Here is a 14,773-nt window from a genome sequence, read left to right on the forward strand (position 1 = left end):
CCCTACCGCAGCCCCGTCTCGATATGCGTCATCACCAATGCCTTGAACCGGGCTGGGACCTGCTCCGGCCGGGAGGCGAACTCTTAGGGGGTCAACGTCGGGGTCGACTTGGCCACGACCCTCGGCAGCTCGGTGGCCTCGCAGGGATTGGACGCGATCAGTCGGTCGCGTACAGCCCGGACGAAGATCGAATACAGCATCACGCGGTACTTGCCAATCGACCGCGGCGACAGGCCCTTGGCCTACTCGCCGCGCTACAGATGTGCAGGTCAGAAACCCGCTCGCTCAGACGAGCGGAAGGGCCTCTCTCGTCGATGTCGTCATGATGTCAACGAGCGCGCCGAGGCAAGCGGACGAACCTCGGTGGACGGTCGGCGCGATGAGCGCGCCTGCGTCCGGGGCGCGACGAGAGACACTACGCGAGCAGGTCGCTGATGAGACGAGCCATGTTCCCTCCGAGCTGGGCGTAGTGGTCCGTCACGTAGGTCACTCCGGAATGAGTCGACGACCACAGGCTCATGACGTTCAAGGCGAACCACTCCAGCGCGACGCACAGCTCGCCCTCACGGATGACGGCCTCGGCGGGCATCGCCGTCACGCGACCGTCGAGGACGCAACCGATGACCCCGCGCGCAAACTGCAGCGTGCGCCCGTCCGGAAGGGTGAGGACGGCGCTCGCGCCGTTGTCGCCCACCTGGAGGTCGGCTCTGAACAGAGTCGCCAAGAAGGACAGCGGGACGAAGAGATAGGTGCCACGCACGTCTCGCTCGCCACCCATGCCGTGGTACTTGGCAGCCTCCCAGGTGAATGCCTGTACCGGCATCGCGACTCGCTCGCCCGACACCCAGGCGAGCGTCCGGCCGTCTGCTACCGCTATCGCGAACGGATCGCCGACGGGCGCGAGAGCCGGTCCGACGCTCTCGATCGACCCGTCCGCCGACCGTCGGATCCCGGAGAACAGGTAGTCCCAGACCAGCTCCGCATCGTCGAACGTCTGACCGTGGTCGCGCCCGTGGACGTCGCGAAAGACGACATCGGCGTGCGCTCCGCGATAGAACGCGAAGCTGTCGACTCCGCGCACGGCGATCGCCGGTGGCTCCGTCACGCCGTTGACGCGCAACCAGTACTCACGGTTCAGCCGGTTGACCTCGGCAGCATCGTCCGAGAAGAGCGACGGGCCGTTGTCGAGGTCGAGCCGCGACTGCCAGATCGCCAGAGGTCCGCCGCGGTTGACGACGCTCCCCTGCTCGTCGAAGAGCAGCGCCGGGTCGGTGGAGCCGCCCGATCCGGCTGCGCCGGCGAGGACGTGTCCGAGGTTGCGGGCGAAGTAGGCAGTCATGGAGTCGCCGAGAGACATACCCTGCATGAAGACCCTGCTCCGGTCGATCTCGTACTCGGCGGCGAGCCTGTCGATCAGGCCGAGCAGCAGGCGGATGTCGTGGTTCACGTCCGGACTGGCCGCAGGTTCGTTCAGGTAGAGCCCGTTGCTGTTCGGGGTGGTCGCGGCGGGCAGGCTGGCCGCGGAGAGCTCGACCGTCCACAGTCGGCGTGAGCTGGCCGTGGGGAACAGCACGATGAAACCCTCACGGTCCGCGACGTTCACCCAGGACGTGTAGACCGCCTGGCCCCACCCCGTCATCAGCCCTCCGTGCAGGGCGATCACCAGCGGCGTGGGGCGGGTGGGGTCGTAGCTCGGCGGGACGTAGGTGTACCAGACGTCGGTGATCCCGTCGGCGACGACCCCCTGGTGCTCGCGCAGCAGCGCTGGGTACGGCTGCGAGTTGTTGCCGTTCTCGTTCACCACGATCTCGGAGTCCTTGAGCGACTCCGGGAGGTAGTCACGGTTGTCGTCGTCAGGGACGCCCGGCCGCAGGACGGCGGCTCCTGGCATGGTTCGCTCCTTCTGGACTGTGTGCGGCGGAGGGTCCGGCGGTCGACGGAGGGGCGCGGAGCGTCGCCTCAGACGGCGTCGAACTCGACGTCGGGCAGGCCGAAGAACTCGAAGGCCTCGCGGATCGCGAGATCCCAGAAGTCCCACTCGTGCGTGTAGCCCTCGCCGATGAAGAACGTGGCGTCGAGCCCCAGCGTCGCCGCGTGCTCGCGGAAGGGGCGCAGGTCGTTCATGACGTAGTCGTCGTCCGCACCGCTCGCGAAGAGCAACCGAGGAAGGGTTCCGGACGCGGCGCGCTCGTCGATGATGCGCCACACGTTCTCCTCGGACGCGAGGAACGCGGACATCCCTCCGGCGTTCTCGACCATGCCTGCGAAGCGGGCGGACACGGGGTTGTCGGCCGCGAGGTACTCGGGCGTGAGCGTGGCGAAGTCCCGCGGGGATGCGGAGAGGATGGCCGCGGCCCCGAACCGCTCCGGGGCGTTGACCGCGAGCTTGATCGCACCACGCCCACCCATGGAGAGCCCGGCGATGAAGTTGTCCTCCCGGCGAGCGGAGACCGGGAACCACTCGTGCACCATCGGCATGAGCTCACGGAGCACGTAGTCGTACATGTCGTAGCCCAACATGCACCGGCTCCAGTTGGAGTAGTTGCTGTTGAGCCCGCTCGGCATGACGACGGCGACGCCCTTGCGGGCCGCGTACCGCTCGACGTTCGTCTTGCGGACCCAGTCGGTGTGGTCCCCGTAGGTGCCGTGCAGGAGCCACACCACCGGGAGGTCCTGACGTTCCCGGTAGAACTCGGCAGGCTCCAGCGCCCGGGGCATGTCCGGCAGGATCATGCTGAACGCCTGGTTGGTCCGCAGGAACCGGCTCTCGGCGTTCATGGTCAGCAGGGCCATCGATCTCTCCTCGGCATCGTCATCGCTGAGCTGGAGTGCCGACCGCCAGGTCACGCCCGGGCGGCGGCGTCCAGCTGCGCCCACCCTGTCCCGCCAGAGTCGCATGCCGCAGCCGCCGTCTGGCGGCCCGACGCCTGAGGATTGCGCCACCGAGGCGGGTCAGGACCCGCGACCCCCGACGCCACGATGGACGGAAATCACCGTGGTGCGTCCCTGCGCTGCGGACACGTCGACGCCCGGGGGGCTCCATGGAACGGCGACGGGCGCCGATCTGGACGTCACAGTTCAGCACTCTCTTCGGGATCAACTTCGTCATCAACTTCGCTCAGTTCATGACGCTCGCGATGGTCCCGAAGCTGGCCGAATCACTGGGGGCGACGGCGCTCGTCGTGGGAGTCGTCGCCGGCGTGTTCGCCGTCACCTCGCTCGCGGTACGGCCCGCCGTCGGATGGGCCACCCTGAAGGTCCGGCACAACCTTCTTCTGACCGCGACGGTCTCCTTGATCGCCCTCGCCTTCGTCGCCTACGGCGCGTCGACCAGCCTCGCCGTGCTCATCGCCGCGAGGTTGCTGCACGGGGCCGCGATGGGATTCCTCGCCCCGGTCACGCTGGCGATGGCGAGCGATGCGCTGCCGCCGGAACGCATGGCGCAAGGCATCGGTGTCTTCTCCCTCGGTCAGGCCGTGGCAACCGCCCTGGGGCCGTCGGTCGGTCTGTGGCTCGCCGCCTCGCTCGGGTACCGTCCAGCCTTCCTGTGCGGCGCCGCCCTCCTCGCGCTCGCCGCTGCCCTTGCCTGGCGCTTCCCCTCGCGCCGGCCCGAGCCCACGGTCGGTCGAGGCTTCACGTGGCGGTCGTTCATCGCCCTGGAGGCGCTCATCCCCGCTGCAGTGGTCATGCTTCTGGGTGGGGCGTTCTCCGGCGTGAACTCCTTCATCGTGCTGTACGGCGAGTCGCGCCACGTCACGGGCATCGGCCTCTTCTTCACCGTCTACGCCCTGTTCATCGTGATCTCTCGGCCCTTGGCCGGCCGGGTCGGCGACACCCACGGCCTCCGGGTGGTGGTGATCCCGGGGATGGCGGCGTTCGCGCTCTCCTTCGTGGTGATCGCCCACGCGAGGACACTGGCGGGCTTCCTCGTCGCCGGGGCGGTCTCGGCCTTCGGGTACGGGATCTGCCAGCCCGCCATCCAGACGCTCTGCCTGATGTCCGTCGAACCCGGGAGGCGGGGGGTGGCCAGCAACACGAACTACATCGGCGTCGACCTCGCCTACCTCGTCATGCCGATCGTGGCGGGCTCCATCGTCACCGCCCGCGTCGACGCCGGAACCCCGCTCGCGCAGGCGTACTCGACGATGTACCTCACGCTCACCGTCCCGATCGCGCTCGGCCTCCTGGTCTTCCTCCTCTTCGGCCGCAACCTTCGTGGGTGGGGGCCGAAGCGGAGTGCCGGTGCGGAGGTGGCAGGTCTGGGCGTGCAAGACCCGCCAGGACAGCAGCCGGCGCGTGCGTTGCCCGGACCGGTCCAGGTCGCTGACGACACGGAAGGAATCCCGTCATGAGGCCCGTCGCGAACCAAGCCATGCTCATCACCTACCCGGACAGCCTGGGCGGCGACCTCCGCGGCTTGGCCCGGGCGCTGCGCACGCATCTCGCCGGCGCCTTCGGCGGGATCCACGTCCTGCCCTTCTTCCCCTCCTCGGGCGATCGCGGTTTCGCGGTGATCGAGTACGACGTGGTGGACCCGGCATTCGGCACCTGGTCGGACATCGAGGAGCTCGGCCAGGACCACTTCCTCATGGCCGACTTCATGATCAACCACGCCTCGATCCGGTCCCGCGAGTTCCTCGACTACCTGGAGCGGGGCGACGAGTCTCCGTACCGCGACATGTTCATCCACTGGGACGAGTTCTGGCCGGGCGGTGAACCGACGCCTGCCGAGATGGCCGCGCTCTACCGTCGCAAGCCCGGGGGGCCGGTGCTCGAGGTCACGCGCCGGGACGGCACGGTGGTCAGGCTCTGGAACACGTTCTTCGCCGAGCAGGTCGACATCGACCCCTGGCAGCCGGTCACCCAGGCCTACTTCGAGCGCAACCTCGCGATCCTCGCCGAACGGGTCGCGGTGGTTCGTTTCGACGCGTTCGCGTACGCCTCGAAGCGCCCGGGAACCAGCTGCTTCTTCGTGGAGCCGGAGGTCTGGGAGATCCTGGAGATCGGCATGCGACCGCTGCGAGCGCGCGGCACGCAGATGGTGCCCGAGATCCACGAGAACTACCAGATCCAGCTGAAGATGGCCGACCACGGCCATTGGGTGTACGACTTCGCCCTGCCGATGCTGACCCTGCACGCGCTGTTCACCGGTCGGTCCGACCGGCTCCGGCACTGGCTGGAGATCTGTCCTCGCAAACAGTTCACCACGCTCGACACGCATGACGGCATCGGCGTCGTCGACGTGGTGGGCCTGCTCGACGACGAGGAGATCGACCTCGTGGTCGATCGCGTCGAAGCGAACACCGAGGAGCTGCGGAGCCGTTCACCTCGTCCGCCGTCCACCATCACCAAGGGACGGCAGGGAACCCAGCGCTATCAGCTCATGACGTCGTTCTACTCCGCCCTGGGCGAAGACGACCGAGCATTCCTTCTCGCACGCGTGCTCCAGCTCTTCGCACCTGGGATCCCCCAGGTGTACTACGTCGGTGCGCTCTTCGGTGCGAACGATCTGGCGATGCTGGAGGAGGTGGGCGACCTTCGAGCGGCCAACCGCCACAACTTCACCATGGACGAGATCGCCGCCCGCGTGCAGAGGCCGTCCGTCCAGCAGTTCCTCGAGGTGCTGCGGTTCCGCAACGAGTTCCCCGCCTTCGATGGGTCGCTGACCATCGACGAAGAACGGGACGGTGTGCTGGTGCTGACGTGGACGGACGACACCAGCGAGGCGTCCCTGCGCGCCGATCTCACGACGACGTCGTTCCGCATCTGCACTCGTCGCGGCTCCGAACCGACGACCGTCGTGTTCTCCTCGTAGCGCACCGCACGTCATCGATCGCCGTCGGGGCCCTGGCCTCAGACGGGTGCGACCCGATGACGCCCGGGCCGTCAGCTCACGATCGCCGACCGCTCTCCGGAGGCCGGGGGGTGAGCCGCACCTCGCGCTCGAGGTTCGCGGGGGTCCCGAAGGTGGCGTACCGGGACGCAGCCAACGCCAGCCAGAGGTGGTACACGTGGCGCTGGTTCGCCAGGTTGAGGTTGAACTCCTGCTGCAGCCTGTCGAGCCGCTTCTGCACGGTCGAGTGATGGAGCTGCAGCAGGTCGGCGGCTCCACGCACGGACCCGGTCTGCGTCACCGCGGTGACCGTCTGGTCCAACCACGGCATGGTGTCGGAGTTGATCGCGGTCACCACGGGATCCGCGAGCAGCTCCTCGGTGCTGACGTGCAGGAACATCGGGCCCAGAACGCCTAGCCGGTCCCACCGCGTGACCTCGCCCGGTCGAGCGATCCGCAGCACGATGGCGGCCCGCTCCCACGACGTCAGCAGCCCCGCGACGTCGACCTCCGGCCCCACGCCGATCCGCGCGTTCCCGCCGCTGTTGACCTCCGTGTCGTACGGAGCGCGCCGGATGGTGGCGCCGACGGCCACCCCGCACAGGTTCGTGTACGCGTGCAGCCCTCCGGATGGCGTGGCCGGCAGGTGGGCGACGACCTGGTAGGTGCGGCTGCCGTCCAGCTTCAGGGCTGCGAGCAGCTGGTGGCGCCGCTCCGGCGGCACGGGGTCGTTCAGCAGCGCGGTCCACGCCTGCGCCGGGTCTGGCACGAGCGTCTCGATGCGGTTCATCCACCGCCGGACCCCTTGCACCACTCGCTCGAGGATCAGCTCGTGGAGCATGCTCGGTTGGTCCGTCTCCACCCAGACGCGGTCCTGGCCCTCGCCGCCGATCGCCGTCTGCGGCCAGGCTTCCGCCGGTTGGAAGTCGTCGCCCGACGGGAGCCGCTGTCCCCCGGACCCGACACGGAGCGTCAGATGGCGTTCGGGCAGACGCATGCCGGCCCCGCACGAGCTGAGCCCGGCCGCGCCTCGGAGATAGGCCTCCGGGCCGGCCGCGCCGGCATCGAGCGCGTCGAAGTAGTCGTAGACCCGCAGCGCGGCGGAGGCGTCCTCGTCGTGCAGCGCCAACCGCGCGAGCAGGTCTCTCATCGACTCCGCGCCTCCCGCGGTCCGTACCCGAACAGCCGGCCGAGCCAGTTGCGACGGGCCTCGAGCGCGGCTTGCGTCACGGCCGCGTGGGGATACGAGCCGAACCCGTGGAAGCCGCCGCTCCACACGTGCAGCTCGGCCTCTCCCCCGACCCGCCAGATCCTGGAAGCGTAGTCGATGACCTCCGAGCGGAAGATCTCGGCGGAACCCACCTCCAGAAGGGCCGGCGGCAGCCCTGCGAGCGACTGCGCCCGCGCCGGCGCGTTGACCGAAGCCTCGCGAGGGTCGACGCCGTCCAGGAGAAGACGCCAGGCCGTCGTGTTCTCGTCCCGGTTCCACGGACTGTCCGGCACCTGCCGCGCCGAGTCGCCATCGGCGTCCGGGTCGAGCATGGGTGCCAGCAGCAGCTGGCCACGCAACTGCGGACCGCGACGATCCCGGGCGAGCAGCGCCGTTGCGGCCGCGAGCCCGCCACCGGCGCTCATCCCCGCCACGACGAGCGATTCCCGGTCCACACCCAGCGCCGCCGCGTTCTCGTGCACGTACGCCAGGGCCGCGAAGCAGTCCTCGACGGGGACGGGCGCCTTCACCTGCGGGGCAAGGCGGTAGTCGACGGTCACGACGCTCACCCCGAAGTCGTCGATCCACCGGACGAAGTCGGAGGCCGAGTCCCATGGGGTGCCGAGCACCATGCCGCCGCCGTGGACGTACACGATGCACGGGCGAGGCGCGCCGGAGCTCGGCGAGAACACGTGGTGCAGCGGAACGAGATGGCCGTCAGCACCGGGCGCAGCCAGGTCGGCGACGACCAGACCCTGCGCCTCGAGCTCGGCCCGGGCGGCGTCGGAGTGCGCCCGCAGCTCCTCCTGCAAGGAGACGAGCGCCTCGCTCTCGAAGTTCAGGACGTAGACAGGGCCGGCGGCCATCAGCGAGCTCGCCAGCTCGGGGTCGTAGGGCGGCCTGAGCGGCACGTCGGGCGTCATGAGATGTCCCTCCCCGCCGTCAGGCCTTGACGGAACCCTGGAGAAGCGCCGCGCGGAACTGGCGCTGGAAGACGGCGAAGACCAGCAGGGTCGGGATCATCATGAGAAGGGCCGCCGCGCAGAGCATCACCACGTCGGTGGCATGAGCACCCTGGAAGCCCGCCAGAGCGCCACCGACGGTGCGCTTGGCCGGGTCGTCGATCATCACCAGCGTCAGGATGAAGTGGTTCCAGGTCCACAGGAAGCTGAGGATCACCATCGTGGAGATGGCCGCGCGCGCAAGCGGGACCTGGATCTGCAGGAAGGTGCGGACCGGCCCCGCACCGTCCACCTGTGCCGCCTCCTCGATCTCGGCCGGCATCCCGAGAAAGTGCGAGCGCATCCAGAAGACGCCGAAAGGCATCTGGAACGCGGTCAGGGGTAGCGCGACGCTCCACACGGTGTTGGTGAGGTGCAGCTGACTCATCGTCAGGTACAGGGGGGTGATGAGGCTCTCGGTGGGGATGGTCAGCCCGGCGAGGAAGACGACGAACAGCACACCACCGGCCGGGACCCGCAGCCAGGTCAGCGAGTAGGCGGCCATCGTCGAGCACAGCAGCACCAGAGGGACGACGACGGCGACCAAGGTGGCACTCGAGACCATCAGCGTCGGGAAGTGTGCGAGCTGGAACGCCGTCGCGAAGTTCTCCCAGTGCAGGTGGCCGGCGAAGGAGATCCCGGAAGGCAGCGTGTTCGCCGGCGCGAGCGCGACGGAGAACAGCGAGACGAACGGCATCACGGTGAAGACGACCAGCGCCAGGAGAACGACGCCGCCCGCCAGGTTCTCGGTACGGGAGATTCGCATGGCTCAGTCCTTCGCGGCGAGTCGCTGCAGGGGAATGATGACGAGCAGGACCACGCACATGAGGACGATCCCCATGGCCGCCGCGGCGCCGATCTTCTGCTGTCCGAACGCCAACAGGTAGATGTCCACGCCAGGGACCATCGTGGCCCGGTTCGGACCACCCTGCGTCGTCATGAAGACGATGTCGAAGCTGGCGAGGGCCGCGATGACCGTCAGGGTCGCGCAGACGACGAGCTCGCGCCGGATCCCGGGGAGCGTCACCGCGAAGAACTCCTGGAGGGCGTTGGCGCCGTCGATGCGTGCCGCCTCGTAGATCGACTGGTCGATCTTGCTGATGCCGGCGGTGAGCATCATCGTCACCAGGCCGAGCAGCGCCCAGGTCCCGACGAAACCCACCCCCGGCAACGCCGTGACCGGATCTGCGAGCCACGGGCGCGTGACACGGTGCAGGCCGATCGCGGAGAGGACCTGGTTGACCAGCCCCTCGCGCGAGTAGATCCAGCTCCAGCCGATGGCCGCCGCAACGATCGGGATGACCTGCGGCATGAAGAGCAGGGTCCGGGCGAGCCCGGACCCACGCCGCCGGGAGGCGCCACGGGTCAGCACGGCCGCAGCAAGACCGAGCACCAGGGTGACGCCGGTGAAGAAGACCATCAGCTCGAACGAGTGCAGCAAGGCCGTGAGCCGAGCCGGGGAGGAGAACACGTCCACGTAGTTCTTGATGCCGACGAAGGTCGCCACCCCGACGCCGTTCCAGTTGTACAGCGAGTACTGGAACGCCCGTCCGAAAGAACCCAGCACCAACCAGCCGTACAGCCCGAGCGCCGGTGCGATGAACACCAGTGCGACGAGCGCCTGCCGGCGGCGCCTCGGCGTGCCGAACACTCCTCCCCGGCCGCGCATCAGCCCGCCAGCTCCTTCTTGTAACCGGCCTGGACGTTGTCGATGAACTTCTGCGGTGTGTCGGTGCCCAGCACGAGCGCCTGGAGCTCCGGGTTGAGCGTGGAGAGCGTGAACGCCGGCGCGGAGTTGGCGATGAAGTCCACCGCACCGTCGCTGCTGAGGATCGTCTGGAACGCCTTGGTGGTCTGCTGGACCAGGGGGACGTCGGTCTGCGGAACTGGCAGGTCGACCGGGCCGCCCGGAGAGCAGCCGATGACGTCGACGATCATCTTGCGAGCCGTCTTGTCGCTCTGCACCCAGTTGAGGAAGTAGGCCACGACGTCCTTGTGGGCGGCCCCCGCCGGGATGGCGTAGTTGGTGGGAGATGCCATCGCGAACTGCCTGTCGCCGGCCTTCACCGGAGGCATCAGGAAGAAGCCGACGTCATTGCCCATGGCCTTGACCAGGCGTTGCGCCTCCCAGTCGCCCGTCGGGACGAAGAGCGCCTTACCGGCCTGGAAATCACCCATCATCGTGGGGTAGTCCACGGACACGGCGTCCTTGGAGATGATGCCGTTGTGGGTCCATTCCTGGAGCTTCGTGGCCGCCTTGAGCATCCCCGGCTGGTCGAAAGTGGCGCCTGGGCGCTCGTAGATCCAGTCGTTGATGGCCGGCGCGTCACCGTAGGAGTTCTGCAGCTCCTGCAGGAGGAAAGGTGTTCCGGCGTCCTTGGCTGCGAGCGAGATACCCATGAGACCGGCCTTCGCCGCCTTGAGCGCGTCGGCTTCGAACTCGTCGAGGGTGGCCGGGGGATCCGTGATCCCGAGCTGCGCGGCCACCTTCTTGTTGTAGAAGATGCCGGTCACGTTGTACCCGATCCCGACGGCGTAGAGGGAACCGTCGCCGCTCTTGCCGTCGGGGCTCAGCCTCGCCATGCTCAGCAGGCGTTGGGACCACGTGTCCCAGTGATAGGCCTTCGCGTAGGGATCGAGGTTCGCGAGGAGCCCGTCCTTGGCGCTCTGCGCCACGCCCGGCGAGAAGACCAGGCCGGGCGGGTCGGCGCGGGTGAGGATCCGCGACATGTTGGCGTTCAGGTTCTGGTTCGCGTCCGCGACGATGTCGAACGTCACGTTCGGGTGCTGCCGCGTGAACTCCTCGCCGAGCTGCTTGACGGCATCACCCGACTCCGTGCTGGTCATGATCTGGATCTTGACCGGTTCCGAGGGAAGGGCGGTCGACACCGCCGCGGCCGCGGTGCTCGCGCTCGCGCTGGTGCTGGCCGCTCCGGGCGGAGCGCATGCCGTGAGAGCAAGGGCTGCGATCACACCGGCACCCAGAACCAGGGAGTGACGTCGTCGTGGGCCGGACCGGCGCGCTGCCGGGCCGTTCGTGCGGCTCATCTCGTTCTCCTTGACGTCGACCTTGACGCTGACCCGAGATTCTCCCCTCGGGGCGTGCGGACCCCAGAGCCGCAACTCATCCGCACTCGCGCACCCGACGTCCGCCGTGTGGCGGTGTTGGCCTTCCCACCCTCGGGTTCCGCGGTGCACAGCAGTCTTGGCTGTGCCAAACCGGACGCCGTGGCCCGCCTCGCGGTCGACTCAGCGGCGATGTCACCTTCATCGGCGAGCCGCAGGAGAGCGTCACCACACCCAGAGCCGCTGGCGTAGCGTCGCCCCGTGGGTGAGGTCGACGCGTATCTCAGCACGGTGGACGGGGCCGATCACGACGCGCTCGAGCGCGTCATCGCCATCGCCCGAGAGGTGGTGCCCGAGGCCCGCGAGGGCGTCAGCTACGCCATGCCCGCGCTCCTCTACCGCGACAAGGGCCTCATCGCCACGGTCCGCACCAAGAAGTTCCTCTCGCTCTACCCCTACAGCGGCGCGGTCGTCGCGTCGGTCCGCGACGCTCTGAGCGGCTTCGACACCACCAGCGGGAGCATCCACTACTCCGCGCAGCACCCGCTGCCCGAGGACGTCGTCCGACGCATCGTGCAAGCGCGACGAGCGGAGATCGACGCGCGAGCGCGCTAGACGACGGGCCGCCCCGAGACCGACGTCGTGGCCGGTCTCCCCCGCCCCCTGCGGGCCCGCGCCGCCTGGGCGTGCAGCCCCGGTGACACCGCGCGGCGGTCCTGCGCGGGAGCCTCGTGCCGTGTCGGTGGGCGTCTCTAGCATCGCGACATGGACTACAAGATCGAGCTCATCGTCCTGCCCGTGTCCGACGTGGACCGCGCCAAGGAGTTCTACGCCGACAAGGTCGGCTTCGTTGTCGACCACGACCAGCGCGTGAACGACCAGCTGCGGTTCGTCCAGCTGACCCCGCCCGGGTCGGCCTGCTCGATCGCCTTCGGTGAAGGCCTCGTCGACACGCCGCCGGGGTCGGTGCACGGGCTCCAGATCGTCGTGGCCGACGCCGATGCAGCGCACGACGAGCTGTCGGCGCGCGGCGTGCCCGTCAGCGCGGTCGAGGACCTCCCCTGGGGTCGCTTCGTCTACTTCAGCGACCCCGACGGCAACGCCTGGGCCATCCAGCAGCTGCCACACTGGGCGTGATCGCGGTCGCCAGCTCGGCGAATCCGCCGCAGGGCCGTCCGGCGGAGGGCGCCGCCTGCGCCGCCCCGCTCCGCTAGACGCGGGGGACCGAGCTAGCGTCCCGCCGCAGCCTGACCCGCGCCCGCCTCGGAGGCGACCCGCTCCAGGACGCCGAGAGCACCCGACAGCGTCTCGAGCTCGTCGGCGTCCAGCACCGCGAGCAGGCGCGCCACGGCCTCCGCCTGCTCGGCGCGAGCGCTGGCGAGCAATGCGGTCCCGGCCTCCGTGATCTCCACCAGGCTGGACCGGGCGTCGTCCGGGCTCGGTCGGCGCACCACCAGACCACGGTCCTCGAGCGCCCCCACCACTCGGGCGACGGCCGGTGGTGCGAACCGCTCGATGCGCGCCAGGTCGCTGGGTCGCTGCGGTCCACGCCGGTGCAGCGTGGCCAGCGTGGAGAAGTGCCCGACGGCCAGCTCGCCGCTCGCCGGCCGCACCAGCCGGCCGATGCGCAGCAGCGCGGGCGTCAACCGGGCGGCGATCGCCGCACGTTCGTCTGGCACACCGTCCGCCCTGGCCACGTCCGCGACCTCGGGCGTCGTCGGGCGGTCAGAGGCACCGGCTGTCGGCGCAGCCGTCGTCCGGACGTTCACGGCACCCGCCGCACGGTCGCAGCAGCCGCCGCCTGGGCGCGGTCCTCGGACGTGCCGTCGGCCTGCTCGACGACACCGTCCGGCAGCACCAGCTCGTCGTGCACGAATCGCTTGCCACGCATCAGGGACGCCAGCGCCCCGATGAACGACATCACGGCGGCGACGAGGAACACGACCACGAGCCCGTCGTGGAACGGCCCGGAGATGAGGTTGGGGAAGAACTGCTGCCCGGTCAGGGCCGCGCGGTCGGCGGCCGGCAGGCGGTCGAGCACCCCGGTGGGCCCCAGCAGGCTCTGGATCGGGTTGTAGCCGAGGAAGGCCGCGAACAAGCTCCCGACGGGCGGCAGCTGGGCGATCTGCTCGGCGGCCGAGGCCGGGACGCCGTGCGCCAGCAGCCCGGTGCGCAGCGCGCTCGGCAGCGAGCCGGCGAGCCCGACGATCATCAGGGAGAAGAACACCCCGATCGACAGGGACGAGCCGGCGTTCTGGACGGTCGACGCCACCCCGGACGCAGACCCCCGCTCGGTCGCCGGGACGGAGTTCATGATCGCCGTCCGGTTCGGTGCCCCGAACATCCCCGAGCCGATGCCCGAGACCAGCGAGACCAGGGCGAACTGCCAGTACGTGAAGTTCACGGGGAGCATCAGGTACGCGACGAAGGTGGCGGCGACGACCAGCAGGCCCACGGAGGCGAAGCCGCGAGCGCCGAACTTGTCGGACAGGATGCCGGACACCGGACCGGCCACCAGGAAACCGACGGTGATGGGCAGCAGGTAGATGCCGGCCCACAGCGGGGTGTCCTCGTACCGGAACCCGTGCAGGGGCAGCCAGATGCCCTGCAACCAGATGATCAGCATGAACTGCAGCCCACCGCGGCCGATCGCGGCCAGCAGCGACGCCAGGTTCCCCGCGCTGAACGGACGGATGCGGAACAGCCGCAGGTCGAGCATGGGCGCCCGCACCCGCAGCTCGACCAGCACGAAGAGCACCAGCACCACCGCGCCGCCGACCAGTCCGGCCAGCACCCACGGGTTGGTCCAGCCGGTGGTGCGGCCGCCGTACGGCTGGATGCCGTAGGTGATCGCGGCGAGCATCGCGGTGAGCCCGACGAGGAAGGTCAGGTTCCCCGTCCAGTCGATGCGCCCGGGGTTCCGCTCCCCCGTCTCGTGCAGCGACTTGTACGCCCACACGGTGCCGATCAGGCCGATCGGCACCGAGACCAGGAACACCGCACGCCAGTGCACCACCGCGAGGACTCCACCGAGCACCAGGCCGACGAAGCTGCCCGCGATGGCGGCGACCTGGTTCACCCCCATGGCGAACCCGCGGCGGTTGGCCGGGAATGCGTCGGTGAGGATCGCGGACGAGTTGGCGAAGAGCATGGAGCCGCCGACGGCCTGCACGAGGCGCCAGACGATGAGCCACAGCGCGCCGTGCCCACCCGTGAAGGGGTCCACCGAGCACCCGATCGCCGCCACGGTGAACACGACGAAGCCGAGGTTGTAGATGCGTACCCGCCCGTACATGTCCCCGAGCCGGCCGAAGCTGACCACCAGCACCGCGGTGAGCAGCAGGTAGCCCATCAGCATCCACAGCAGGTAGCTGACGTTGCCCGGCTGCAGGGGGTCCAGGCCGATGCCCTTGAAGATGGCCGGCAGCGAGATGAGCACGATGGAGCCGCTGATGGTGGCCATCAGGGTGCCGAGGGTGGTGTTGCTCAGGGCCACCCACTTGTAGCGGGGATGGTCCGCGGCGAGGAACGGCTGACGCATACGGGGGCGATCCTCCGGGGCACGACGACGACTAGTTCACACATGGTAAGTAGTTCGTCGACGCGTCTGTTCCCGGCCCGGACGATCCTTCGCTGGCCACCCGGGGCCCTCCGTCCGGCCCG

General features: G+C 69.2%; 13 protein-coding genes. 4 read left to right on the top strand and 9 right to left on the bottom strand.

Annotated elements, in window-relative coordinates; genetic code table 11:
* Positions 1 to 415: 415 nt before the first annotated feature.
* Entirely contained in the window at positions 416 to 1,891 is a 1,476-nt protein-coding gene (locus tag N0B34_RS01280) for an alpha/beta hydrolase family esterase (protein ID WP_263729384.1), read from the bottom strand.
* 68 nt (positions 1,892 to 1,959) lie between these two features.
* Entirely contained in the window at positions 1,960 to 2,793 is an 834-nt protein-coding gene (locus N0B34_RS01285; RefSeq protein ID WP_263729385.1) for an alpha/beta hydrolase, read from the bottom strand.
* Between the two features lie 248 nt (positions 2,794 to 3,041).
* Between N0B34_RS01285 and N0B34_RS01290 the strand changes: the two genes are divergently transcribed.
* Together N0B34_RS01290 and gtfA are read left to right on the top strand one after the other, a co-directional pair.
* Positions 3,042 to 4,352 carry an MFS transporter gene (locus N0B34_RS01290; protein ID WP_263729386.1) on the top strand — a complete coding sequence of 437 codons (1,311 nt, stop codon included), beginning with the start codon at positions 3,042 to 3,044 and terminating at the stop codon, positions 4,350 to 4,352.
* Positions 4,349 to 5,815, top strand: coding sequence for a sucrose phosphorylase (gtfA, locus tag N0B34_RS01295; protein ID WP_263729387.1), 1,467 nt, complete (start codon positions 4,349 to 4,351; stop codon positions 5,813 to 5,815). Before N0B34_RS01290 ends, gtfA begins: the two co-directional genes overlap by 4 nt.
* A 76-nt stretch (positions 5,816 to 5,891) precedes the next feature.
* Here gtfA and N0B34_RS01300 read toward each other — a convergent pair whose 3' ends face one another.
* From N0B34_RS01300 to N0B34_RS01320, 5 genes are read right to left on the bottom strand one after another with little or no spacing between them, the layout of a single operon-like run.
* On the bottom strand, positions 5,892 to 6,983 hold the full coding sequence (locus tag N0B34_RS01300) for a helix-turn-helix domain-containing protein (RefSeq protein ID WP_263729388.1): 1,092 nt from the start codon (positions 6,981 to 6,983) through the stop codon (positions 5,892 to 5,894).
* The gene (locus N0B34_RS01305; RefSeq protein WP_263729389.1) at positions 6,980 to 7,966 is read right to left on the bottom strand and encodes an alpha/beta hydrolase; all 987 of its coding nucleotides are present in this window, start codon (positions 7,964 to 7,966) and stop codon (positions 6,980 to 6,982) included. Before N0B34_RS01305 ends, N0B34_RS01300 begins: the two co-directional genes overlap by 4 nt.
* Positions 7,967 to 7,985: 19 nt before the next feature.
* Positions 7,986 to 8,810: a carbohydrate ABC transporter permease gene (locus tag N0B34_RS01310; RefSeq protein ID WP_263729390.1), complete on the bottom strand. Its 825-nt coding sequence runs from the start codon at positions 8,808 to 8,810 to the stop codon at positions 7,986 to 7,988.
* Positions 8,811 to 8,813: 3 nt separating this feature from the next.
* A complete protein-coding gene (locus tag N0B34_RS01315) occupies positions 8,814 to 9,713 on the bottom strand; it encodes a carbohydrate ABC transporter permease (RefSeq protein WP_263729391.1) in 900 nt (299 codons plus the stop codon).
* The gene (locus N0B34_RS01320; RefSeq protein WP_263729392.1) at positions 9,713 to 11,092 is read right to left on the bottom strand and encodes an ABC transporter substrate-binding protein; all 1,380 of its coding nucleotides are present in this window, start codon (positions 11,090 to 11,092) and stop codon (positions 9,713 to 9,715) included. The genes N0B34_RS01315 and N0B34_RS01320 overlap by 1 nt, the downstream gene beginning before the upstream one ends.
* Positions 11,093 to 11,371: 279 nt before the next feature.
* On the opposite strand from N0B34_RS01320, the gene N0B34_RS01325 reads away from it, so the two are divergent.
* Together N0B34_RS01325 and N0B34_RS01330 are read left to right on the top strand one after the other, a co-directional pair.
* Positions 11,372 to 11,725, top strand: a complete 354-nt coding sequence (locus N0B34_RS01325; RefSeq protein ID WP_263729393.1) for an iron chaperone — start codon at positions 11,372 to 11,374, stop codon at positions 11,723 to 11,725.
* Between the two features lie 150 nt (positions 11,726 to 11,875).
* Positions 11,876 to 12,247 carry a glyoxalase superfamily protein gene (locus N0B34_RS01330; protein WP_263729394.1) on the top strand — a complete coding sequence of 124 codons (372 nt, stop codon included), beginning with the start codon at positions 11,876 to 11,878 and terminating at the stop codon, positions 12,245 to 12,247.
* A gap of 92 nt (positions 12,248 to 12,339) precedes the next feature.
* Here N0B34_RS01330 and N0B34_RS01335 read toward each other — a convergent pair whose 3' ends face one another.
* Positions 12,340 to 12,789, bottom strand: coding sequence for a MarR family winged helix-turn-helix transcriptional regulator (locus tag N0B34_RS01335; RefSeq protein ID WP_263729395.1), 450 nt, complete (start codon positions 12,787 to 12,789; stop codon positions 12,340 to 12,342).
* A gap of 86 nt (positions 12,790 to 12,875) precedes the next feature.
* Positions 12,876 to 14,651 (bottom strand): MFS transporter, encoded by a 1,776-nt coding sequence (locus N0B34_RS01340; protein ID WP_263729396.1) that lies wholly within the window; start codon positions 14,649 to 14,651, stop codon positions 12,876 to 12,878.
* Positions 14,652 to 14,773: the final 122 nt, after the last annotated feature.

This window comes from Cellulomonas sp. SG140 (genome assembly GCF_025770785.1).
Classification (GTDB): domain Bacteria; phylum Actinomycetota; class Actinomycetes; order Actinomycetales; family Cellulomonadaceae; genus Cellulomonas.

Excerpts from the sequence above, each read along its gene's own strand:
- N0B34_RS01340 (WP_263729396.1), bottom strand. The coding sequence starts at position 14,651 with ATGCGTCAGCCGTTCCTCGCCGCGGACCATCCCCGCTACAAGTGGGTG.
- N0B34_RS01290 (WP_263729386.1), top strand. The coding sequence starts at position 3,042 with ATGGAACGGCGACGGGCGCCGATCTGGACGTCACAGTTCAGCACTCTC.
- N0B34_RS01320 (WP_263729392.1), bottom strand. The coding sequence starts at position 11,092 with ATGAGCCGCACGAACGGCCCGGCAGCGCGCCGGTCCGGCCCACGACGA.
- N0B34_RS01300 (WP_263729388.1), bottom strand. The coding sequence starts at position 6,983 with ATGAGAGACCTGCTCGCGCGGTTGGCGCTGCACGACGAGGACGCCTCC.
- N0B34_RS01330 (WP_263729394.1), top strand. The coding sequence starts at position 11,876 with ATGGACTACAAGATCGAGCTCATCGTCCTGCCCGTGTCCGACGTGGAC.
- N0B34_RS01310 (WP_263729390.1), bottom strand. The coding sequence starts at position 8,810 with ATGCGAATCTCCCGTACCGAGAACCTGGCGGGCGGCGTCGTTCTCCTG.
- N0B34_RS01315 (WP_263729391.1), bottom strand. The coding sequence starts at position 9,713 with ATGCGCGGCCGGGGAGGAGTGTTCGGCACGCCGAGGCGCCGCCGGCAG.
- N0B34_RS01305 (WP_263729389.1), bottom strand. The coding sequence starts at position 7,966 with ATGACGCCCGACGTGCCGCTCAGGCCGCCCTACGACCCCGAGCTGGCG.
- N0B34_RS01280 (WP_263729384.1), bottom strand. The coding sequence starts at position 1,891 with ATGCCAGGAGCCGCCGTCCTGCGGCCGGGCGTCCCTGACGACGACAAC.
- N0B34_RS01285 (WP_263729385.1), bottom strand. The coding sequence starts at position 2,793 with ATGGCCCTGCTGACCATGAACGCCGAGAGCCGGTTCCTGCGGACCAAC.
- gtfA (WP_263729387.1), top strand. The coding sequence starts at position 4,349 with ATGAGGCCCGTCGCGAACCAAGCCATGCTCATCACCTACCCGGACAGC.